This window comes from Staphylococcus sp. 8AQ, from assembly GCF_902506595.1.
In the GTDB taxonomy this organism is placed as follows: Bacteria; Bacillota; Bacilli; order Staphylococcales; family Staphylococcaceae; genus Staphylococcus; species Staphylococcus pasteuri.
This window is the reverse complement of record NZ_LR733871.1, coordinates 1,345,193-1,365,023: the sequence shown is the minus strand read 5'-3', so window position 1 is coordinate 1,365,023 and position 19,831 is coordinate 1,345,193. Positions and strand designations below refer to the sequence as shown.

Annotated in this window: 17 protein-coding genes, 20 tRNA genes and 1 rRNA gene; 34 read left to right on the top strand and 4 right to left on the bottom strand. The window is 31.6% G+C overall.

Annotated features, from left to right (window positions below; genetic code table 11):
* Nucleotides 1–34: 34 nt before the first annotated feature.
* Entirely contained in the window at nt 35–1,177 is a 1,143-nt protein-coding gene (gene yfkAB / locus GVY01_RS06755) for a radical SAM/CxCxxxxC motif protein YfkAB (RefSeq protein WP_159333687.1), read from the bottom strand.
* Nucleotides 1,178–1,411: 234 nt separating this feature from the next.
* On the opposite strand from yfkAB, the gene GVY01_RS06750 reads away from it, so the two are divergent.
* The 7 genes from GVY01_RS06750 to GVY01_RS06720 all read left to right on the top strand — a co-directional run bounded on the left by GVY01_RS06750 (nt 1,412) and on the right by GVY01_RS06720 (nt 6,920).
* Nucleotides 1,412–1,573 carry an SE1561 family protein gene (locus GVY01_RS06750; protein ID WP_017637845.1) on the top strand — a complete coding sequence of 54 codons (162 nt, stop codon included), beginning with the start codon at nt 1,412–1,414 and terminating at the stop codon, nt 1,571–1,573.
* Nucleotides 1,574–1,694: 121 nt separating this feature from the next.
* Nucleotides 1,695–2,213 carry a type 1 glutamine amidotransferase domain-containing protein gene (locus GVY01_RS06745; protein WP_017637844.1) on the top strand — a complete coding sequence of 173 codons (519 nt, stop codon included), beginning with the start codon at nt 1,695–1,697 and terminating at the stop codon, nt 2,211–2,213.
* Between the two features lie 229 nt (nt 2,214–2,442).
* Nucleotides 2,443–3,252 carry a monofunctional peptidoglycan glycosyltransferase SgtB gene (gene sgtB / locus GVY01_RS06740; RefSeq protein WP_017637843.1) on the top strand — a complete coding sequence of 270 codons (810 nt, stop codon included), beginning with the start codon at nt 2,443–2,445 and terminating at the stop codon, nt 3,250–3,252.
* 168 nt (nt 3,253–3,420) lie between these two features.
* Nucleotides 3,421–4,239 (top strand): recombination regulator RecX, encoded by an 819-nt coding sequence (gene recX / locus GVY01_RS06735; protein WP_017637842.1) that lies wholly within the window; start codon nt 3,421–3,423, stop codon nt 4,237–4,239.
* Nucleotides 4,217–4,531, top strand: coding sequence for a YfhH family protein (locus tag GVY01_RS06730; protein WP_017637841.1), 315 nt, complete (start codon nt 4,217–4,219; stop codon nt 4,529–4,531). Before recX ends, GVY01_RS06730 begins: the two co-directional genes overlap by 23 nt.
* 14 nt (nt 4,532–4,545) lie before the next feature.
* Nucleotides 4,546–6,054, top strand: a complete 1,509-nt coding sequence (locus tag GVY01_RS06725; protein ID WP_108016951.1) for an ATP-binding cassette domain-containing protein — start codon at nt 4,546–4,548, stop codon at nt 6,052–6,054.
* Nucleotides 6,055–6,062: 8 nt separating this feature from the next.
* On the top strand, nt 6,063–6,920 hold the full coding sequence (locus GVY01_RS06720) for a hypothetical protein (RefSeq protein WP_108016950.1): 858 nt from the start codon (nt 6,063–6,065) through the stop codon (nt 6,918–6,920).
* Nucleotides 6,921–7,032: 112 nt separating this feature from the next.
* Here GVY01_RS06720 and GVY01_RS06715 read toward each other — a convergent pair whose 3' ends face one another.
* Nucleotides 7,033–8,010 (bottom strand): metal-dependent hydrolase, encoded by a 978-nt coding sequence (locus GVY01_RS06715; RefSeq protein WP_159333686.1) that lies wholly within the window; start codon nt 8,008–8,010, stop codon nt 7,033–7,035.
* 164 nt (nt 8,011–8,174) lie between these two features.
* Here GVY01_RS06715 and mutY point away from each other — a divergent pair, with 164 nt between their 5' ends.
* The 3 genes from mutY (at nt 8,175) to GVY01_RS06700 (ending at nt 11,953) form a co-directional block, all read left to right on the top strand.
* A complete protein-coding gene (mutY, locus tag GVY01_RS06710) occupies nt 8,175–9,218 on the top strand; it encodes an A/G-specific adenine glycosylase (protein WP_159333685.1) in 1,044 nt (347 codons plus the stop codon).
* Between the two features lie 155 nt (nt 9,219–9,373).
* Nucleotides 9,374–9,916, top strand: a complete 543-nt coding sequence (ntdP, locus tag GVY01_RS06705; RefSeq protein WP_002452360.1) for a nucleoside tri-diphosphate phosphatase — start codon at nt 9,374–9,376, stop codon at nt 9,914–9,916.
* A 300-nt stretch (nt 9,917–10,216) separates the two neighbouring features.
* Entirely contained in the window at nt 10,217–11,953 is a 1,737-nt protein-coding gene (locus tag GVY01_RS06700; protein ID WP_017637513.1) for an ABC transporter ATP-binding protein, read from the top strand.
* Between the two features lie 108 nt (nt 11,954–12,061).
* Here GVY01_RS06700 and GVY01_RS06695 read toward each other — a convergent pair whose 3' ends face one another.
* Both GVY01_RS06695 and GVY01_RS06690 read right to left on the bottom strand, forming a co-directional pair.
* Complete coding sequence (locus tag GVY01_RS06695) at nt 12,062–13,156, bottom strand: FUSC family protein (RefSeq protein ID WP_029055999.1); 1,095 nt, start codon at nt 13,154–13,156, stop codon at nt 12,062–12,064.
* Between the two features lie 265 nt (nt 13,157–13,421).
* The gene (locus tag GVY01_RS06690) at nt 13,422–14,711 is read right to left on the bottom strand and encodes a glutamate-1-semialdehyde 2,1-aminomutase (protein ID WP_017636962.1); all 1,290 of its coding nucleotides are present in this window, start codon (nt 14,709–14,711) and stop codon (nt 13,422–13,424) included.
* 79 nt (nt 14,712–14,790) lie between these two features.
* On the opposite strand from GVY01_RS06690, the gene bcp reads away from it, so the two are divergent.
* The 24 genes from bcp to GVY01_RS06570 all read left to right on the top strand — a co-directional run bounded on the left by bcp (nt 14,791) and on the right by GVY01_RS06570 (nt 19,828).
* Nucleotides 14,791–15,246 (top strand): thioredoxin-dependent thiol peroxidase, encoded by a 456-nt coding sequence (bcp, locus tag GVY01_RS06685; protein WP_017636961.1) that lies wholly within the window; start codon nt 14,791–14,793, stop codon nt 15,244–15,246.
* 6 nt (nt 15,247–15,252) lie between these two features.
* On the top strand, nt 15,253–16,203 hold the full coding sequence (locus GVY01_RS06680) for a phosphoglycerate dehydrogenase (protein WP_017636960.1): 951 nt from the start codon (nt 15,253–15,255) through the stop codon (nt 16,201–16,203).
* A 93-nt stretch (nt 16,204–16,296) separates the two neighbouring features.
* Complete coding sequence (gene perR / locus GVY01_RS06675) at nt 16,297–16,746, top strand: peroxide-responsive transcriptional repressor PerR (RefSeq protein ID WP_017636959.1); 450 nt, start codon at nt 16,297–16,299, stop codon at nt 16,744–16,746.
* 904 nt (nt 16,747–17,650) lie between these two features.
* Nucleotides 17,651–17,727 (top strand) — tRNA-Ile (locus tag GVY01_RS06670).
* Nucleotides 17,728–17,746: 19 nt separating this feature from the next.
* A tRNA-Ala gene (locus GVY01_RS06665) sits at nt 17,747–17,822 on the top strand.
* Nucleotides 17,823–18,063: 241 nt separating this feature from the next.
* Nucleotides 18,064–18,178 (top strand): 5S ribosomal RNA (gene rrf / locus GVY01_RS06660).
* Nucleotides 18,179–18,187: 9 nt separating this feature from the next.
* A tRNA-Val gene (locus tag GVY01_RS06655) sits at nt 18,188–18,263 on the top strand.
* Between the two features lie 8 nt (nt 18,264–18,271).
* Nucleotides 18,272–18,347: transfer RNA gene (locus GVY01_RS06650), tRNA-Thr, on the top strand.
* Nucleotides 18,348–18,353: 6 nt separating this feature from the next.
* Nucleotides 18,354–18,429: transfer RNA gene (locus tag GVY01_RS06645), tRNA-Lys, on the top strand.
* 8 nt (nt 18,430–18,437) lie between these two features.
* A tRNA-Leu gene (locus tag GVY01_RS06640) sits at nt 18,438–18,519 on the top strand.
* Nucleotides 18,520–18,522: 3 nt separating this feature from the next.
* A tRNA-Gly gene (locus GVY01_RS06635) sits at nt 18,523–18,597 on the top strand.
* A 9-nt stretch (nt 18,598–18,606) separates the two neighbouring features.
* Nucleotides 18,607–18,695 (top strand) — tRNA-Leu (locus GVY01_RS06630).
* Between the two features lie 15 nt (nt 18,696–18,710).
* A tRNA-Arg gene (locus GVY01_RS06625) sits at nt 18,711–18,784 on the top strand.
* Nucleotides 18,785–18,793: 9 nt separating this feature from the next.
* Nucleotides 18,794–18,867, top strand: a tRNA-Pro gene (locus GVY01_RS06620).
* 26 nt (nt 18,868–18,893) lie between these two features.
* A tRNA-Ala gene (locus GVY01_RS06615) sits at nt 18,894–18,969 on the top strand.
* A 24-nt stretch (nt 18,970–18,993) separates the two neighbouring features.
* Nucleotides 18,994–19,067: transfer RNA gene (locus tag GVY01_RS06610), tRNA-Met, on the top strand.
* Nucleotides 19,068–19,095: 28 nt separating this feature from the next.
* Nucleotides 19,096–19,169, top strand: a tRNA-Ile gene (locus GVY01_RS06605).
* A 9-nt stretch (nt 19,170–19,178) separates the two neighbouring features.
* Nucleotides 19,179–19,268, top strand: a tRNA-Ser gene (locus tag GVY01_RS06600).
* A 10-nt stretch (nt 19,269–19,278) separates the two neighbouring features.
* Nucleotides 19,279–19,354, top strand: a tRNA-Asp gene (locus GVY01_RS06595).
* A gap of 32 nt (nt 19,355–19,386) precedes the next feature.
* Nucleotides 19,387–19,476 (top strand) — tRNA-Ser (locus tag GVY01_RS06590).
* Nucleotides 19,477–19,496: 20 nt separating this feature from the next.
* A tRNA-Met gene (locus GVY01_RS06585) sits at nt 19,497–19,570 on the top strand.
* Between the two features lie 15 nt (nt 19,571–19,585).
* Nucleotides 19,586–19,661, top strand: a tRNA-Asp gene (locus GVY01_RS06580).
* 10 nt (nt 19,662–19,671) lie between these two features.
* Nucleotides 19,672–19,744 (top strand) — tRNA-Phe (locus tag GVY01_RS06575).
* Between the two features lie 8 nt (nt 19,745–19,752).
* A tRNA-Thr gene (locus GVY01_RS06570) sits at nt 19,753–19,828 on the top strand.
* Nucleotides 19,829–19,831 lie beyond the last annotated feature (3 nt).

Genomic DNA, 19,831 nt, shown 5'->3' with positions numbered 1-19,831 from the left:
GTCTTTTTAGTTTGCTAAGCATTATGATTATAAATTATGAAAAGATATGTTTTGCATGCATTTCAATTTCTTTTTGGCGGAAATCAGTATCAGGGTAATACATATTTTTCACTAACACATTTGGTCCCAGACAATGATATTCAGAACAATGACAATTTAAAGATTGGGCTAAATCAGAAGTGAGCCATTGATTAAATACATCTGTTAATCTGTCTTTTTGTATGTTTGAAATAGTACCATTTTCATCTCCGAAATCAGTAACAATGACATTACCTGTAAATACATTTACATTTAAACGACTACGCCCATCAGGGTCATTTCTCATTGTGACATTTTTTGCATCTCTTAAACGTTGTAATAATTGTTGATCGTTTTCATCATTAATACATGGATAAATAGGTAATGTACCAAATAACATCCAAGTATCCTGGTCACGTATATCTAATAAATGATGTATCGCTTCTTTCATTTCTTTTAAAGATAAGACATTTAAAGAGCTTGCAAAATCAGCTGGATACATAGGGTGTACTTCATGTCGACTACACTTCATATCATTAACAATTTCATTATGAATTTTATCCAAGTAAGGTAATGTGCTTTGATTGAGCATTGTTTCAGCAGATACAAACATTCCTTGTTCAGAAAGAGTTCTTGCATTGTCTAACATTTGCTCGTATAGTTTTAATTTTGCTTTAATTGGCGGTTGCTTTTTCATAGCTCCAAAGCCAACATCTGTGAATTCTTGAATGGTTCCCCAGTTATGTGAAATATGCATAACATCTATATATTCTGCAATATCAAGATATCGGTCTTGTGGTAACGTTAAATTAGAGTTCATTTGTACATATATCCCACGTTGATGTGCATATTTTAATAGTGGTTTCACTACATTTTTAATAGACTTTTTCGAAAACATAGGTTCGCCACCTGTTATAGACAATGTACGTAAATTTGGAATTTCATCTAAACGGCGATATATAATATCCATTGGTAAAGGATCTGGATCTTTAGTTTGTAAAGTGTAACCAACAGCACAATGACTGCATCTCATATTACATAAATTGGTTGTTGTAAATTCGATATTACTTAAAGTGAGTTGGCCATTATCAATGACATCGTTATAAGCTTCCCAAGGATCATTGTGTATTGAAATAGGTTTTTTATTTGTTATTATCATTAAAACTTCTCCTAAAAAGAGTGTGACAAAGAGGAGTTGTGAACATATATACTAGTTAAAATTTTTCAATATATCCATATTATAAATACTATGTTTCAAGTTTCCTCAAAACCTGTGTCAGCTCTTTAAAATTTGTAAAAAGTACAGTAAACATTATTAAGATTATATCTCTTTTTGTCAAATTCTGTTAGGATAAATATAACAAAAATAAATTTCAAAGGAGCTCTATTTTAAATGAGTGAACAACAAACTATAGAACAAATCAAAACGAGATTAAACAAATTTATCGAGGATATTGATCATGTAAACCCTGATGAAGTGCGTGTTGAAGACATTGATGAATGGATTGGTTTACTAGATCAATTAGAAGAAAAAGTAAAACAAGTTTCCAAATAATTCACTAATCATAATTAATGACACTTTAGTGACGATTAAAAAATTTAGTACAAGATGTTTAACTTTAAACTTAAACGTGAATACAATAAATATAATCGCACAATAGAAAGGTGATCATATTATGAGTAAAAAAGTAGCAGTTCTATTAGGAAATGAATTTGAAGATATAGAATTTACAAGTCCGAAAGAGGCATTAGAAAATGCTGGATTTGAAACAGTAGTTATTGGCACTAATGCTAACGAAGAAGTCGTTGGTAAACACGGTGAAAAAGCAACTGTTCAAGTTGGTATCGGCGAAGCAAAACCAGAAGATTATGACGCTGTTCTAATTCCTGGTGGATTTGCACCAGACCATTTACGTGGTGATGCAGAAGGTAGATTTGGTACATTCGCTAAATACTTCACTTCTAATGATGTTCCAGCATTTGCAATTTGCCATGGACCACAAGTATTAATTGATACTGATGACTTAAAAGGTCGTACATTAACTGCAGTATTAAATGTACGTAAAGACTTATCTAATGCTGGTGCGCACGTTGTAGACGAATCAGTAGTTGTTGATAACAATATCGTTACAAGTCGTACACCAGATGATTTAGATGATTTCAATAGAGAAATCGTAAAACAATTAGAAGACTAATGATTGTTTAGTATAAAACATTAAATCTAAAGGCTTATTGATTTTGTTCAATAAGTCTTTTTTATTTGTAAAAGTTGATATGGAAGTAATAAATGAGTGAATTGTATATATTAAATAATAGTCAAATATGTACACCTTGGGACTGATTTTTACTATAAACTATAGCTAATGGTTTCAACTACTGGTAAACTCACATTATAACAGTGAGTTTGAGTAAAGGAGTAAATGCATGAAAAGAAGCGACAGATATGCACAATCTAATGAATTCCCTCAACGAGATATGCGTGAACCTCACTATAATACTTATTATCAACCAATAGGGAAACCACCTAAAAAAAAGAAAAGTAAACGTATCTTTTTAAAAATACTTATTACATTAGCGATTATATTAGTATTATTCTTAGGATTAATGTTTTTTTTATCATCGAGAGCTAATGTAGACGATTTAAAATCGATTGAAAATAAAAGTGATTATGTTTCGGCAGATCAAATGCCAAAATATGTCAGAGGTGCTTTTATTTCATTAGAAGATGAAAGATTTTATAAACACCATGGATTTGATTTTAAAGGAACAACAAGAGCTTTATTTTCTACTTTGAGTGATCATGATGTTCAAGGTGGTAGTACAATAACACAACAAGTTGTTAAAAATTATTATTATGATAACGAACGTTCTTTCACAAGAAAAGTAAAAGAACTGTTTGTAGCACATAAAGTAGAAAAACAATATGATAAAAATCAGATACTTAGTTTTTATTTAAATAATATATATTTTGGAGATAATCAATATACTGTTGAAGGTGCAGCAAATCATTACTTCGGCGCAACAACTAATAAAAACAATCAAAATTTGAATACAATTAGTGTATTACAAAGCGCAATTTTAGCAAGCAAAGTTAATGCGCCAAGTGTATATAATATTAATGACATGTCAGATAATTTTACGAATAGAGTTAAAACCAATTTAGAAAAAATGAAACAACTTGATTATATATCCGATGACCAATATGAGGAAGCAATGGCCCAACTAGGTCAATAACAATTACCCTATCATATGCAATGTTAGTACGAATAAATTACAGTAACTATGTAATGTTGAACATTGTAAATATGATAGGGGTTTTATTTTTTATAAAGCGTGACTTTATTGCTAATGATTGAACTATGTCATAATATGATATATACAATGTTTATGAGGAGGTGTATCATGCCTAAAATCACTAAATTAGAAGTACAAAAGAAGAACAAAGAACGTTTTAATCTATATCTCGATAATCAATTTGAGATGGGGATAGATATTGATACACTTGTTAAATTTAATTTAAAGAAAGATCAAGTACTAGAAGCTGCAGAAATGGAGCAGATTCAAAAATATGACCATTATCGAAGAGGTTTAAATATAGCAATTCAATATCTTTCATTTAGAAAGCGTACTGAAAGAGAAGTACGTCAACATTTAATAAAAAATGATATTTCTGAAGAAGCGCTGCAACAAGTGATAGATTATTGTTACCAAGAAAAATTAATAGATCATTATGATTATGCTGAAAGTTTGAAAAACACTATGATCAATACAACGGATAAGGGACCTGAAACTTATAAACAAAAATTGTATCAAGCTGGTATTGAAACTAATATTATAGATGAATATACTGCTCTATACATAGAACAACAACCAATGGAAGATATCATCAAAGTAGCGAGTAAAGTAATTAAAACTAAAAAAGGTCCAACTTCAAAAGTTAAACAAAAAACAATGACTGCTTTAATGCAAAAAGGATTTACGATAGAAAAAATCAAACAAGCCATGGATGAACTTGATTTTTCACAGGACGAAGAACAACTTGACGATATGTTACAAACTGATTTAGAAAAAACATATCAAAAGCATCAAAGAAAATATGAAGGGCAACAACTAGTAAGAAAAACGATAGAAACGCTTATGAGAAAAGGCTATAAATATGATAAAATTAAATCTAAATTAGAAGAAAGTGGTATCGAAAATGGAACAGAAGAAATTGAGTGAAATGTCTGAGCCAGAATTAAGACATGAAATACAAACTTATAAAGAAAAAATGAGAAAAGCAGAAATGAACGGTATTTTGAATGAATATGACGTTTATCAAAGTAAAGTAATTGTAGCTGAAAGTTATTTAGTTGATCGTAATAAAATTGAATTAGGCAGAATCTATCAATTAAATGATGGCAGTGATCAATATTTTAAAGTGGAAAGATTAAAAGGTATATTCGCTTGGGGATTTAGAATTAAAAGTAGCGAACCCGAAGAAGGTTTACCAATTGCATTATTAAAATTATAGAAGGATGAAAAGAAATGGGAAGTTCAATCGTTTTAAAGTTACTTAAAGTTACTCATTATTATAGAAATAAAAAAACTAAAAAATGGTACTTACCTTTTGGATACGCCGCTGAAGATATTGATTTAAATAATGTCTCACTACATATTTATCAAGGTGAGGCCTTAGGTATTATCGGTGAACCAGGTTCTTCTAAAAAATTAATAGGTAGATTATTATCAGGATCTATTCACCCTGATAAAGGAAAATTAGTTCAAAGTGATCATGTATATTATGGAGATATTGAAGACCGAAAAATTGTAAACCAAACTGTGAAAGATTACGTTAAGCACATTGTTGAACTATTTCCATATAAAGTCTCTGATTATAAATACGATCAAGTCATTCAATATGCCCATTTAGATGAAAAACAACTCGTTTCACAATTAACCAAACAAGAATTTGCTCAGTTACTACTAAGTATAGCCAGATCATCTAAATCCAATATCATTATTTTGAATCATGTTCTTCAATATTTAGATGAATCTTTTACAAATCGAGCGATAGAGCTATCAAATGATTATATCAATCATAACCAAACGATTGTTTTTATTGATGATGACGTTGATAAAATAGAACAAGTGAGTAACTATATTACTTGGGTCTCACACGGACAGATTCGTATGGAAGGGTCTCTTAAACAAGTAATTCCTGTATTTAAAGATCATGAAAGAGACCGAAAAAGTATTGAATCAAAAGAAGAACTTTCATCATTTGATCTTGATTGGAAAAAAAGTCGAACAAGAATGCCTGAGATGACTTATAATTTTAAAAGAATTGAACGCTATAATCATGCCAAACCACCAATATTTTTGGTAAGATTTTGGACTTTAATGACCAGTTTTATAATTGGATTAGCACTTATGGGCATTCTTTTATTTAATAATTTAGGAATAATAAATATCTCAGCGGGGAATCAAACTCCACTTCAAACACAAACTAAAGATACATATGAAAATAAATTAGCTTATGGAATAGCATTAAAAGGAAGCGTTAAAATTTCAGGTTCAAATAATCTAACCTTACCTAAATATAGTGTCGTTACTATTGATGGAGAAAATAGTAAAAATTATCGATTAAATGAAAGTGGAAAAAATTATACCGTAGCTAAAAGTAAACTAGAGTATTTTAATCCAGCTGGTTTGTATGAAAAGCATAGTTTCAAAACTTTATCTCCATATATTAAATCCAACTATAGTAAGTATGTAGAATACTTCAATAGTCATTTACACAAAGACCACGATACAGTAAAAAAATCACTAGTCCCTGAAGAAGATAATCGTTTTGTTGCTGATGTAACTTCTCAACCGATTAAGATGATTTTTAATGATGATGATCAGTTAAACGGTTTTGTGATGCCTATTGTTAATAAAAAAGAATTGAAAGATAAATTCAACATTAATAAAGATGTTTGGATTTGTAAATCTGGTGATGGATACTTTATTGCCGATATGAAAGATAATAAGTGGATATATATTGAATTGTAGGTGTAAGTATGATCGATAGTATAATTATTTATTTTAAAAATTTACCACACGTTTTAAATTATTCTTTAAAACATGTTAAAAACTTATGGAAATGGTTTACGGTAAGTTTTATAGTTGGATTAGTCTTAATATTTGCGGTAGAAATATTTTTCAAGGTGACAAACGCAACAGAAATGATACAAGGTGTATGGTTATATAGACTTTTAACTTTATTAGCATTTGGGTACATCGTCCTCAGCTTATTTTTATGTTATAAAATATACGCTAAAGATTATATGATTACTAAATCGTTTAAAATATCCCCAGTAACACCCATAGTAGTTACTACAATTGCTGGAGGTATTTTACTATTTGTACTTATGACAATTATTGCAATATGGAAACCAATTAATTTTGAAAGTTCATTACTAGCTACAATATATTTTATGTTAGTAACAATAGTGTTAAATTGTTTCCTATCAGTGTTATTTGGTTTAGTAAAAATCTTAAATCATAAAGCGGATATATATTTTTATATATTTTGTGTTATAGAATTTATTTTAGTACCAATTATTTATGTTCCTAAAACACATTTGACAATGATTGGACATGTATTGATGTTAAATCCATTTTATTATGTAACTAATGGCTTAGCACAATCAGTGTTGTTTGGCAGAGTAAGTCTAGCTAATATACCATATCACTTATATATACTATGTTTCATCTTGATATTATGTTTAATTAATTTTGCGTTATCTCGTTTTGTAGCTCATGCTAAATATAGAAATAAAAATACACAATCAACTATTCAATCTAATCATTTTTCAAGTAATGCTAATCATATAAAAGATAGTGACAATAGTGAAATTGATAAAAATAATAATTAAAATATAAAAAGCCAAGGTATAGGACTCATGTATTTTGCATATCCATCAAGTTAACTTAAGCAGTTTACTTTTAAGGATTACATTATTACATGTCCTTGAACCTTGGCTATTATTATTTTGCGAATAATTTACGTTGTAATTTGTCTTCACTAAATACCCAACCAATATAAGAATGATCTATTTCATTTTGAGATGTTAGATGGGCAATAGCAACAAATGCATAATGATCATTATTTAAATATCTTAAATCCATTAATCGAATTTCTGTAGAACCATCATCTAATGGCGTTGTTTGCCAACGATATATAGAAGAAAAGTTTAAAAATGTTCTTATATCTTTATTACTTTTAACTTTCCATAATAATGAGTCGATAGATAAATGTTGACGTTTAACTTTATCACTAAAAACAATATTTCGACCATGTGATCTACCAACATAATCATGTTCGTCTGTTTGAATAGCAATACGCCATTCCATAAATTTCATTGTAGGAATTACAAATACTTTTACAGGGTTATGCTCTTGTTTAATTTGCTTTAATGCTTGTTTCTTTAAGAAAGATTGCATTTTAAATCGGATTATATAATAAATGATTAAAATACCGATTATTGGAAAGAATGCCAAATAAGGATGTACTCCTAATACCCATAACACCACGCCTATACATAATATAATGAATATAATTGGATCAAACGTGTTAATAACGCCGAGTTGTATCCATTTATTAGTAATTGGTCTTAAAGCTTGTGTTCCATATGAGTTGAAAATATCAACAAACACATGTAAAAAAACTGCTAATTGTGCCCACATCCATATATGTAATGGGGATGTGTGGTTGAATATAACAAATATTAAAAATGTAATTAATATTGGCCATAATATAGTGAATGGAATAGAGTGCGTAATGCCTCTATGATGGGAAATATAAGTTGAATTATCTTTTAATTTTAAAACCGTATCCCAATCAGGTATAAGGGAACCTGCAATCAGTGTTGTGGCACTTGCCGCGAATGTGCCTGACATCGCTGGATCTTGAGTTGCAAGTGCAGTAAGTCCAACTCCAATAACAATGTGCGTGGCTGTGTCCATTTATGTTCACTCTTTTCATCTTAATTTATAATATATTATAATCTAAAAGTTAGAATAACAAAATCAACTCACATTAATAATGTGTTATTCTTATTTATCATGTAAGTAAAATATCCATTAAAATCAAATTGAAACATTAAATCATTGTTCAGGAAAGGAAATATATGTATTTAGAAGAAAATTTCAAAGATAATATTGTACATTGGTTTAATAACAATCAACGTTCAATGCCTTGGAGAGAGACTACTAATCCTTATTATATATGGTTAAGTGAAGTTATGTTACAACAAACACAAGTCAAAACAGTTATAGATTATTATGATAGATTCACTCATCGTTTTCCTACAATAGCCGATTTGAGTGAAGCAAATGAGGATGAGGTACTCAAATATTGGGAAGGACTTGGTTATTATAGCCGAGCAAGAAACTTTCATCATGCAGTCAAAGAAGTACAACGTGATTATAATGGAATAGTCCCATCTGATCCTGAAAATTTTAAATCTTTAAAAGGTGTCGGACCATATACTCAAGCAGCAGTAATGAGTATAGCCTTTGACCATCCACTCCCTACAGTTGATGGTAATGTTTTTAGAGTTTGGTCAAGATTAAATAATGATAGCAGTGATATAAAGCTCCAATCTACACGTAAAACATTTGAACAACAGTTATTACCTTATGTTCAAGAGGAAGCTGGAACGTTTAACCAATCAATGATGGAATTAGGTGCGCTTATCTGTACACCTCAAAACCCACTTTGTATGTTTTGTCCAGTTCAAGAAAATTGTGAAGCCTTTGATAAAGGAACAGTATTAGATTTACCAGTTAAAACCAAAAATCTTAAAAAGAAAACCATTGAACAAAGTGTCTTTTTAATTCGAAATCATAAAGGACAATATTTATTAGAAAAAAGACAGGAAAGGTTATTGAATGGTATGTGGGAATTTCCAATGTTTGAAGCCTCTAATGCTATTTCAGAAATATCTCATAAACTAAAACATGACATAGAACCTTTACCAGAACATATATTTAAATTAAAACATCAATTTACACACTTAACTTGGAATATTAAAGTCTATAGTGTGCCTGAAACTATAGATATAAATGAAAAGGTTTTACCTGATAATATGGTTTGGTTTGATTTATCTAATCGAGATGATTATTCATTTCCAGTATCAATGGATAAAATATATCAATTTATTGAAGGATAGGTTTCTTCAAAACAGAAATAATAATAAATCATTTTACTTATTTATAATCCAATAAAATCTAACTAATACTTAAATTTAATGGCGTGAAAGTACAGAAGTAGTTTGAAAATATGATATAATCTAAATGGTTAAAAAGTATAAAGGTGGTGTGGAGTATGGTAAAAGAATCCATACCTAAAGAAGGACAAGACATCAAAATTCAAAGTTATAAACATGATGGAAATATTCATCGCGTTTGGTCTGAAACAACCATTTTAAAAGGTACAGATCATGTGATTATTGGTGGGAATGATCACACGTTAGTAACAGAAAGTGATGGCCGCACTTGGATTACAAGAGAACCAGCTATTGTCTATTTTCATTCTGAATATTGGTTTAATGTGATTTGTATGTTTCGTGAAGATGGTGTTTATTATTATTGTAATTTATCTTCACCATTTGTTTGTGATGAAGAAGCCTTAAAATACATCGACTATGATTTGGATATTAAAGTTTATCCTAATGGGAAATACCATTTATTAGATGAAGATGAGTATGAGCAACATATGAATCAAATGAATTATCCTCACGATATAGATGTTATTTTAAGAAGAAGTGTAGATATTTTACAACAGTGGATAGAACAGAAAAAAGGGCCTTTCGCTCCTGATTTTATCAAAGTTTGGAAAGAGCGATATAAAAAAATTAGGGATTATTAAGCAAATTAGATGTAAAACGATATGAGATGGTTTATATTATTCAATGTTGCATTGATTTAATTAAATAAACATTGATAGTTTAGATAAAACAATCTCTATTAACTAAAATTATATTTGTTAATCGTATCAATCAGAGGTTGAGATATGTTAGTCAATTGTTGCGGAATAATTTAATTAATTATTAGCTTATGTATACTAATGATTAATTGAAATGATATTCCAAGGCGATTCATCATATCCAACCTCTGTTCAATTTTAAAAAGATCAATTTAAAAAATATTATATGGGGGGATTAAAATAATGATTAAACGATATTTAAAGTTTGTTAAACCATATAAATATCGTATTATTGCTACTATTATAGTTGGTATTATTAAATTTGGTATACCAATGTTAATTCCATTGCTTATTAAATATGCAATAGATGGTGTTATCAATAATCATTCACTTAGTGATAGCGAAAAATACTCACACCTAGCCATAGTTATAGGTATTGCCCTATTTATCTTTTTAATTGTTAGACCGCCAATTGAATTTATAAGACAATATCTAGCTCAATGGACAAGTAATAAAATATTATATGATATAAGAAAGCAACTTTATAATCACTTACAAGCATTGAGTGCACGTTTCTATGCTAATAACCAAGTAGGGCAAGTTATTTCACGAGTGATTAATGATGTGGAACAAACAAAAGATTTTATTTTAACAGGATTAATGAATATTTGGCTTGATTGCATAACAATAATAATAGCATTAACAATTATGTTCTTCCTTGATGTTAAACTGACTTTTGCTGCATTATTTATTTTCCCATTCTATATCTTAACGGTTTATTTCTTCTTTGGTCGTTTAAGAAAATTAACAAGAGTAAGATCTCAAGCTTTAGCAGAAGTTCAAGGATTTTTACATGAACGTGTACAAGGAATGTCTGTTATTAAAAGCTTTGCAATTGAAGATAATGAAGCGGGTAATTTCGATCACCGTAATAAAAACTTTTTACAAAAAGCATTTCAACATACGAGATGGAATGCATATTCTTTTGCTGCAATTAATACTGTGACAGATATAGGCCCAATTATTGTCATTGGTGTCGGTGCTTACTTAGCAATAAGTGGTTCTATTACAGTAGGGACATTAGCTGCATTCGTTGGTTATTTAGAACAATTATTCGGTCCTTTAAGACGATTAGTATCTTCTTTTACAACATTAACTCAAAGTTTTGCGTCAATGGATCGTGTCTTCCAATTAATAGATGAAGATTATGACATAAAAAATGGTATTGGCGCTCAACCAATCGAAATTAAAAAAGGTCAAATTGAATTAAAACATGTTGGGTTCAAATATAATGAAAATGAACAAGACATTTTAAAAGATATTAATTTGACTATTCATAAAGGTGAGACCGTTGCCTTCGTAGGAATGAGTGGTGGAGGTAAGTCAACACTTATTAATTTAATACCTCGGTTTTATGATGTTACAGAAGGAGAAATTCTTGTTGATAACCACAATGTTAAAGATTTCTTAACAGGTAGCCTAAGAAATCAAATTGGTTTAGTTCAACAAGATAATATCTTATTTTCCGATACGGTTAAGGAGAACATTCTACTAGGCCGACCTGATGCTTCAGACGAAGAAGTTATTGAAGCAGCTAAAATGGCTAATGCTCATGAATTTATAATGAATCTTCAAGATGGATACGACACAGAAGTTGGTGAACGTGGCGTGAAATTATCAGGTGGTCAAAAACAAAGACTATCTATTGCACGTATATTCTTAAATGATCCACCAATTTTAATCTTAGATGAAGCTACTAGTGCATTAGATTTAGAAAGTGAAGCAATTATTCAAGAAGCACTAGATGTTTTAAGTAAAGATCGTACGACGTTAATCGTAGCACATAGACTTTCAACAATTACTCATGCAGACAAAATTGTAGTTATAGAAAATGGTGAAATTGTTGAAATGGGTACACACCAACAATTAATTGATAAAAAAGGTGCTTATGAGCATTTATATAGCATACAAAATTTATAATAATAAAAAAGAGCTTAAGGCAAATGTTGAATTGCCTTAAGCTCTTTTGCTATATAGTTCTAATTAATTTATAAATAGCTTAGATTGATAATTAAATAAGTTTAAAAGCTATAAGTCAAAATCTTCATCAGCAATATCAATATCAGTATCATTGCGATGGTAAGTAAAGAAACTAATACGAAGTCTATCTAAATGTTCCAAATGATATCTATATTCTTCTATTGCTGCGATAATTTGCATAATATTAGCATAAGAATAATTAGTTTGATATGGATTTTGAATTAATTCATTTTGAAAAGCAGTCATAAGTTCTTTTTTAAGTGGGTTATCAACTTCATATTGCAATTGTGTGACTTTAAATTTAGCCTTTTTAGATAAACTTTTTAAAATTTGCTCGTGGAAAGCAATTAATGAGTCTAATTCCAATTTAATTTGTAATAACAATTGATTATTTAGTTGATGTAAATCATTTGGGTAACGTGACATTTTGTTTAATACTTCATAAGCTAATCTAGTCGTTCTTACTACTTCTTTAAATAGAATTTTCTTTCTATATTGTTCAAATATATTCTTTTTTAATAAAGGTCTTTCTTCATGATAGAAGTCGTAAATCTTTTCGAGTTTATCGATTCTAGAATTCAGTTGATCGCCATCTTGTTTAATATTATTAAATTCAGAAGTGTCATTTAATACCAATTTAAACCAAACGAAGATATCGGAGGTAATATTTACAGAATTATAATAAATTTTAGTTTCGAATTTTGGAGGTAAGAATAATAAATTTACTACTGAAGAACTTAGTACTCCAATCATAACTAAAACAAATCTGTAAAATGCAGCGACATAAAATGAACCAGAGACTTGGCCCATAATGATTAATGCTGTGACACTTGCTAATGTAGCAACATGTGCAAGATTAAATCGGAATAAAATTGCGATTAATACGATAACTGTAACACCCATAATTATAAAATTATTACTAAAGATTGTAACCATGGTAACAGCTAATAATGCGCCAATAATATTACCGATAGCTTGATCAGAAACAGTTTTAATAGACTTATAAACACTAGGTTGCATTGCGACAACTGCACTGACACCGGCTAATGCTTTTAGACCAATATTATTAGGAAGTAAAGAAGCGATAGACATAGCTAGTATGATTGCTATACCTGTTTTAAAAATCCGAGCTCCTAGTCTCAAAAAGAAGCGCTCCTTTTATTTTTATTGAATAAAATTTTAAATTCGTATTCATTATTGTTATACACTGACTAATCATAAATTTCAAGTGAATACAATAGTGTAGCTTTTGAAATATAACATTATATAACAAATCGCTAGTCAAATTATTTTAAATGAACACACAATCAGTTTAACTAAAGATATTTTTATAAAATGATAAAAGCTCCCTCAAAGTCCATTTAAAATGATTACAATGAGGGAGCAAATATGGTTAATGATATAGCACTTATTTCATTTGACTAAATGCATAGTCAGCTGCTTCTAGTGTTTTATCAATATCTTCTTCTGTATGTTCCGTAGTTAAGAACCATGCTTCAAATTTTGAAGGTGCTAAATTAATACCTTGGTTAAGCATTAATTTAAAGAATTTAGCAAACGCTTCGCCATCTGAATTTTCTACTTGTTCATAGTGAGTAATTTTTTCATCAGTGAAGTATAACGTTAATGAACCATAAATTCGATTGATAGTAGCAGTAATATTATGTTTGTCTATTAATTTTAGTAGCCCATCTTCTAAACGTTTACCTAATTGATCTAATCTTTCATAAACGCCATCTTGTTCTAATACTTCAAGTAATGCAATACCAGCTTTCATTGATAGTGGATTACCTGCCATAGTACCGGCTTGGTATGCAGGGCCTAGTGGGGCAACATGTTCCATAATGTCTTGTCTTCCACCGTATCCACCAATTGGTAGTCCGCCACCAATGATTTTACCAAATGCAGTTAAATCAGGAATCACACCAAGTAAATCTTGTGCTGCACCATAATGGAATCTAAATGCTGTAATGACTTCATCATAAATTACTAAACTGCCATTATCATGAGTAATACGGTTCACTTCTTCTAAAAATCCTGGTTCAGGCATAACCATGCCAAAGTTACCAACAATAGGTTCAACTAAAACGGCTGCAATTTCATCTCCCCAATGATCAATAGCTTCTTTATAAGATTCAACATCATTAAATGGTACTGTGATTACTTCTCTAGCCACGCTTTCAGGAACACCAGCTGAATCGGGGGAACCTAATTGTGAAGGACCACTACCAGCAGCAACTAATACTAGATCAGAATGGCCATGATAAGAACCAGCGAATTTAATGATTTTATTACGTTTTGTATAAGCACGAGCAACTCTAATCGTTGTCATAACAGCTTCTGTACCAGAATTAACAAATCTGATCTTTTCTAATGAAGGAATAGCTTCACGTAACTTTTTACTAAAATCGATTTCTAATTCAGTTGGTGTACCATATAGCACACCTTTAGCAGCTTGATCTTGGATAGCTTTAGTTATATGTGGATGAGCATGACCAGTAATAATTGGTCCATAAGCTTGTAAATAATCAATAAACTTATTACCATCTACATCATATAAATAAGCGCCTTTACCTTCTTTCATTACTACAGGAGCTCCACCGCCAACTGCTTTATAAGAACGAGAAGGTGAATTAACGCCACCTAATATATATTCATTAGATAATTCCTGAAGTCTTTCGCTTTCAGTAAATTTCATTTTATCAACCTCTTTTAATTTAATATTGTCGACTATTATCGTATCATAAAATTAACATAATGAAGAAATAGGTGATTAAATGTTAAAAAAAGGTGATAAGTTCCCAGAGTTTTCTCTAGAAAATCAGAATGGAGAATTAGTATCGAACGAAACAATTAAAGGACAAACGACAATACTTTACTTTTATCCAAGAGATAATACACCTACTTGTACAACAGAAGCGTGTGATTTTAGAGATAATATCGAACTTTTTAATGATTTAAACGTGAATATTTATGGTGTTAGTGGAGATTCTAAGAAAAAACATCAAAATTTCATAGAAAAACATCAGTTAAACTTTGATTTATTAGTAGATGAAGATTTCTTACTTTCTAAAGAGACTGGGGTTTATCAACTGAAAAAATCATTTGGTAAAGAAAGTATGGGAATAGTTCGTACAACATTTGTTATAGATGAAAAAGGAATTATAAAAGATGTTATCGAGAAAGTTAAGGTTAAAACACAGATTGATGAGTTAAAAAATATATTGGAGTGATAATCTATGAAGGTTGTAAGTCTGTTTAGATTAGGCGAATTAGAAGATGAGTTAGTAGAGAAATTCCCACAAGTAGATTTTAAGTTTATTAAAAAATCTAAAAATATACCATTTGAAGACAGACAATCTTTAGATATATTAATAGGTTATGATGGTGAATTAGATGAATCATTTTTAAAAGATTGCCCAAATCTTAAATGGATCGCATGGTATGCGACAGGTGTTAATTCATTACCATTAGATTATTTGAAAAATCATAATATTAAACTAACTAATAGTAGGGGAGTACAAGCAAAACAACTTTCTGAATTTATCTTAGCGTTCATATTAGATGATTATAAAAAAATGAGAACATCATTTATTAACCAACAAAATAAAGTGTATGATTCTAAAATGGTAGGAAGACGATTAAGTGGGGACAAAGTATTATTTTTAGGTACTGGTGCGATTGCAAGTCGTGCTGCAAAGTTAGCCAAAGCATTTGATATGCAGGTAATTGGTTTGAGTAACTCCGGAAAAGATAAAGAGTGGTTCGATGAAGTATATAAAATAGAAAAATTGAATGAAGTTATTGGAGAAGTTGATATTATTATCAATGCTTTACCTGAAACAAATAAAACAATTCATTTATTACAATATGATCACTTTAAACAAATGAGTAACGATGCACTTTTTATTAATGTTGGACGAGGTACTATAGTTAAAGAAACTACAATTCTAAAAGTATTGAAAGAAAACTTAATTAGACATGCTTATTTAGATGTATTTGAAAATGAACCATTAGATGAAAACAATCCATTATATGAATTAGATAATGTAACAATAACAGCACACATTACTGGTAATGATAATAATATAAATAAAGAAGTAACGGATATATTTGTGAATAACTTGAAACATTTTCTCAATAACAAAGATTTAATTGAGAATATAGTTGATTTAAATAAGGGATATTAATTAAAATACTGCAGTTATATTGACAATTTTAATTCGCAACAGTTATATTAATATTAAGTAATAATAATTATTAACTAGAAAGATGGTGAAAAAATGAGTGCGGAATTAGAATCTATAGAACATGAGCTTGAAGAATCAATTACATCATTGAGAAAAGCGGGAATCCGTATTACTCCTCAAAGACAAGCAATTATTAAATTTATGATTTCTTCAAAAACACATCCAAGTGCCGACGAAATATATCAAGCACTTTCACCAGATTTTCCTAATATAAGTGTTGCGACTATCTACAACAATTTAAGAGTATTTAAAGACATTGGCTTAGTTAAAGAACTCACATATGGTGATTCATCAAGTCGCTTTGATTTCAATACTCATAATCACTACCACATTATTTGTGAAAAGTGTGGAAAGATTGTTGATTTTCATTATCCTCAATTAGATGAGGTAGAACAACTAGCACAGCACGTAACAGAGTTCGACGTAACACATCATCGTATGGAAATTTATGGGATCTGTAAAGATTGTAAGGAAAAAGAATAATAAGTTGTTTACTTATACATTATATTCTTACACAAATAATAGTTTTAAATAAAACCATGTTTATTCTAAATAAGAATAGACATGGTTTTTATTTACTTGAACAATCTGTATAACATGAGCACTGATTAATTACGAAATTATGATGTGACAATTAGATTTATATTTTAGACGCTTATTAGGAAAGACAGATTAAAATAAAAGAGAAATCGTTAATGTTAAATAAACAAACTAGAATGTAGGGAGAATTACAAAAGATTAGTTAGATTAATATACTGTATATTAAAATAGAGAATATATGAGATTATTGTGCACTCAAACAATTAATAGTTACTATAGTGGTAAATTTAAACCAAAATAGTGTATGAAATTCGTTGACGATAAACAAATTAATTGATACTATATAAAAGTCGTCAAAATGATGTTAAGTTATTTGAAAGGTTTTATTAACTTTTTAAATGAAATATTAACAAAGTGTAATTTTGACTATTGAACTTTCAACTTAAACATTATATTATAGTTCTTGTTGAGTTATTAAACAACAATTTAATTTTAAAAAAAGAAATTAAATTTATTCTTGACTTAACAAAACGGACACGATATAATAAGATATTGTAAGTGAAAAAAACGAACATTGAAAACTGAATGACAATATGTCAACGTTAATTCCAATAATGTAACGAAAGTTACAACAATTAATTTAGTTTTATGAGCTAATCAAACATCATAATTTTTTATGGAGAGTTTGATCCTGGCGGGGTGAAGTCGTAACAAGGTAGCCGTATCGGAAGGTGCGGCTGGATCACCTCCTTTCTAAGGATATATTCGGAACATCTTCGTAGAAGATGAAGGAATAACATTGACATATTGTATTCAGTTTTGATTGTTTGTTTTACAAATAATTAATGGGCCTATAGCTCAGCTGGTTAGAGCGCACGCCTGATAAGCGTGAGGTCGGTGGTTCGAGTCCACTTAGGCCCACCATTAATTCAATATTTTATTTGGGGGCTTAGCTCAGATGGGAGAGCGCCTGCTTTGCACGCAGGAGGTCAGCGGTTCGATCCCGCTAGTCTCCACCATATAAATTGTACATTGAAAACTAGATAAGTAAGTAAAATATAGATTTTACCAAGCAAAACCGAGTGAATTAGAGTTTTAAAGCTTGAATTCATAAGAAATAATCGCTAGTGTTCGAAAGAACACTCACAAGANTGGAGCTGACGAATACTAATCGATCGAAGACTTAATCAATTTTATGTTTTGCGACGCAAAATCATTTTACTTACTATCTAGTTTTGAATGTATAATACATTCCATTTGTCTGGTGACAATGGCAAGGAGGTCACACCTGTTCCCATGCCGAACACAGAAGTTAAGCTCCTTAGCGCCGATGGTAGTCGGACTAACGTTCCGCTAGAGTAGGACGTTGCCAGGCAAATATATTGGAGAATTAGCTCAGCTGGGAGAGCATCTGCCTTACAAGCAGAGGGTCGGCGGTTCGAACCCGTCATTCTCCACCATTTTAGTAGCCGGCCTAGCTCAATTGGTAGAGCAACTGACTTGTAATCAGTAGGTTGGGGGTTCAAGTCCTCTGGCCGGCACCAGTTTTAGAGCCATTAGCTCAGTTGGTAGAGCATCTGACTTTTAATCAGAGGGTCAGAGGTTCGAATCCTCTATGGCTCACCATTTTAATAGCGGGTGTGGCGGAATTGGCAGACGCACTAGACTTAGGATCTAGCGCCTTACGGCGTGGGGGTTCGACTCCCTTCACCCGCATATGCAGAAGTAGTTCAGCGGTAGAATACAACCTTGCCAAGGTTGGGGTCGCGGGTTCGAATCCCGTCTTCTGCTCCATTTTATAGTGCCGGGGTGGCGGAACTGGCAGACGCACAGGACTTAAAATCCTGCGGTGAGAGATCACCGTACCGGTTCGATTCCGGTCCTCGGCACCATAATATTGTTAATATGCGCCCGTAGCTCAATTGGATAGAGCGTTTGACTACGGATCAAGAGGTTATGGGTTCGACTCCTATCGGGCGCGCTTATTCTACGGGAAGTAGCTCAGCTTGGTAGAGCACTTGGTTTGGGACCAAGGGGTCGTAGGTTCGAATCCTGTCTTCCCGATAGTAACAATTAATTAGTTTAATTATGGGGGCTTAGCTCAGATGGGAGAGCGCCTGCTTTGCACGCAGGAGGTCAGCGGTTCGATCCCGCTAGTCTCCACCATATTAAATTTACAAACTAGATAACGGCGGTGTAGCTCAGCTGGCTAGAGCGTACGGTTCATACCCGTGAGGTCGGGGGTTCGATCCCCTCCACCGCCACTACTTATTAGTTGTAAGATTATATTTAGGACCTTTAGCTCAGTTGGTTAGAGCTAACGGCTCATAACCGTTCGGTCGCAGGTTCGAGTCCTGCAAGGTCCATATAATTTTGGAGGAATACCCAAGTTCGGCTGAAGGGATCGGTCTTGAAAACTGACAGGGCCTTAACGGGCCGCGGGGGTTCGAATCCCTCTTCCTCCGTTTTATATTTGGTCTCGTAGTGTAGCGGTTAACACGCCTGCCTGTCACGCAGGAGATCGCGGGTTCGATTCCCGTCGAGACCGCCATTTTATTTTAATAGCATTTTACCTATAATCATGGAGGAATACCCAAGTCCGGCTGAAGGGATCGGTCTTGAAAACCGACAGGGCCTTAACGGGCCGCGGGGGTTCGAATCCCTCTTCCTCCGTTTTTATTATTTATTATTAACGCGGGATGGAGCAGTTCGGTAGCTCGTCGGGCTCATAACCCGAAGGTCGGTGGTTCAAATCCGCCTCCCGCAATACATAGTTTTAATAGGTCTCGTAGTGTAGCGGTTAACACGCCTGCCTGTCACGCAGGAGATCGCGGGTTCGATTCCCGTCGAGACCGCCATTATTATTATGGTTCAGTAGCTCAGTTGGTAGAGCAATGGATTGAAGCTCCATGTGTCGGCAGTTCGACTCTGTCCTGAACCATTTAACAAGCCGGCCTAGCTCAACTGGTAGAGCAACTGACTTGTAATCAGTAGGTTGGGGGTTCAAGTCCTCTGGCCGGCACCATCT

What these genes read in the sequence shown, in the direction of transcription:
- yfkAB (WP_159333687.1), bottom strand. Translation starts at nt 1,177, where the DNA reads ATGATAATAACAAATAAAAAACCTATTTCAATACACAATGATCCTTGG.
- GVY01_RS06750 (WP_017637845.1), top strand. Translation starts at nt 1,412, where the DNA reads ATGAGTGAACAACAAACTATAGAACAAATCAAAACGAGATTAAACAAA.
- GVY01_RS06745 (WP_017637844.1), top strand. Translation starts at nt 1,695, where the DNA reads ATGAGTAAAAAAGTAGCAGTTCTATTAGGAAATGAATTTGAAGATATA.
- sgtB (WP_017637843.1), top strand. Translation starts at nt 2,443, where the DNA reads ATGAAAAGAAGCGACAGATATGCACAATCTAATGAATTCCCTCAACGA.
- recX (WP_017637842.1), top strand. Translation starts at nt 3,421, where the DNA reads ATGCCTAAAATCACTAAATTAGAAGTACAAAAGAAGAACAAAGAACGT.
- GVY01_RS06730 (WP_017637841.1), top strand. Translation starts at nt 4,217, where the DNA reads ATGGAACAGAAGAAATTGAGTGAAATGTCTGAGCCAGAATTAAGACAT.
- GVY01_RS06725 (WP_108016951.1), top strand. Translation starts at nt 4,546, where the DNA reads ATGGGAAGTTCAATCGTTTTAAAGTTACTTAAAGTTACTCATTATTAT.
- GVY01_RS06720 (WP_108016950.1), top strand. Translation starts at nt 6,063, where the DNA reads ATGATCGATAGTATAATTATTTATTTTAAAAATTTACCACACGTTTTA.
- GVY01_RS06715 (WP_159333686.1), bottom strand. Translation starts at nt 8,010, where the DNA reads ATGGACACAGCCACGCACATTGTTATTGGAGTTGGACTTACTGCACTT.
- mutY (WP_159333685.1), top strand. Translation starts at nt 8,175, where the DNA reads ATGTATTTAGAAGAAAATTTCAAAGATAATATTGTACATTGGTTTAAT.
- ntdP (WP_002452360.1), top strand. Translation starts at nt 9,374, where the DNA reads ATGGTAAAAGAATCCATACCTAAAGAAGGACAAGACATCAAAATTCAA.
- GVY01_RS06700 (WP_017637513.1), top strand. Translation starts at nt 10,217, where the DNA reads ATGATTAAACGATATTTAAAGTTTGTTAAACCATATAAATATCGTATT.
- GVY01_RS06690 (WP_017636962.1), bottom strand. Translation starts at nt 14,711, where the DNA reads ATGAAATTTACTGAAAGCGAAAGACTTCAGGAATTATCTAATGAATAT.
- bcp (WP_017636961.1), top strand. Translation starts at nt 14,791, where the DNA reads ATGTTAAAAAAAGGTGATAAGTTCCCAGAGTTTTCTCTAGAAAATCAG.
- GVY01_RS06680 (WP_017636960.1), top strand. Translation starts at nt 15,253, where the DNA reads ATGAAGGTTGTAAGTCTGTTTAGATTAGGCGAATTAGAAGATGAGTTA.
- perR (WP_017636959.1), top strand. Translation starts at nt 16,297, where the DNA reads ATGAGTGCGGAATTAGAATCTATAGAACATGAGCTTGAAGAATCAATT.